Consider the following 1,116-nt stretch of genomic DNA (forward strand, 5'->3'; position numbering starts at 1 on the left):
CCCTGTGGGAGCGAGCTTGCTCGCGATAGCGATCTATCAGCCAGAAGAGATGGTGAATGTGATTGCCTCATCGTCGGAACGCCGCCCGGAGCAAGCTCGCTCCCACAGGGTCAGTGTTGAGTCAGACAGTTGGCAAATAACCGCTGAATCGGTTGATTACGTTGGCTGTAGCGCTGCAACAGGACGATCTCTCGATAGAAGGTCAGCTCGCCCAAGCGGATCACCCTGACCTTCGCCCCATGCTCCAGCCAAAGTCCCGCCTCCGGCAGCAGCGAAACCCCCAACCCACATTCGACCATTTTCACGATGGCCTCCAGTTCATCCAGCTCCAGCGCCACCTGCACCTCAATCTTCTGTTCGCGCAGAAACCGCGTCACCAGCCGCCCGCCAAACGAATTGCGGTCGTAGCGCACATGCGGGTGTTCGGCGAGCAGTTGTAACGGATCATCGCCGTCCAGGTCCGCCGGTACGATCAGCACGAACGGCTCCCGGCGAATCACCTGCGCGGACAATTCCTTGGGCAACTCAAACGGCGGCTTGATCAGGATCGCCAGGTCCACTTCTCCCGTGTCCACCTGGCTCAACAGATTCAGCGACACACCAGGCACCAGCTTGGGCTCCAGCAAGGGAGCCTGTTGGCGCAAGCGCAACAGCGCCTGGGGTAGCAGCCCGGTCTGGGCGGTGGCCACCGCGCCGATTTTCAGTTCGCCTCGGTACTCGCTGACATCGTCACTGACGGCCATGCGGCTGAAGGTTTCGAGCATTTCCCTGGCCATCGGCAACGCACGCTGCCCCGCCGCATTGAGCAGTGCCTGGCGACCGGTGCGGTCGAACAGACGGATGCCCAAGGCGCGTTCCAGGTTACGAATCTGCGCGCTGACCGCCGATTGTGTCAGGCCGATGTGCATACCCGCGGCGGCGAACGTGCCGTAACGCGCCACCGCGATAAAGGTTTTCAGTTCTCGCAGCATGGCGACCTCGATTGATCGAAATAATTTGAGCTCGATGCAAAAATTATCGTCTTTCAATCAAAAAACACAGGACTAAACTCAACACGTCCACACCCACCAACGAGGTTAGCCTGATGCAAATGTCCCCTTTTCATCTTGCCATCCC

1 protein-coding gene is annotated in these 1,116 nt (G+C 59.1%); it reads right to left on the bottom strand.

All coding sequences use genetic code 11. The features are described 5' to 3' along the window. Positions 1-110: 110 nt before the first annotated feature. Positions 111-971, bottom strand: a complete 861-nt coding sequence (locus ACXRVY_RS30775) for a LysR family transcriptional regulator (RefSeq protein ID WP_223461824.1) — start codon at positions 969-971, stop codon at positions 111-113. Positions 972-1,116 lie beyond the last annotated feature (145 nt).

It is taken from the genome of Pseudomonas sp. P5_A2_2 (assembly GCF_054177685.1).

Coding starts and splice junctions, on each gene's coding strand:
- ACXRVY_RS30775 (WP_223461824.1), bottom strand. CDS start 971: ATGCTGCGAGAACTGAAAACCTTTATCGCGGTGGCGCGTTACGGCACG.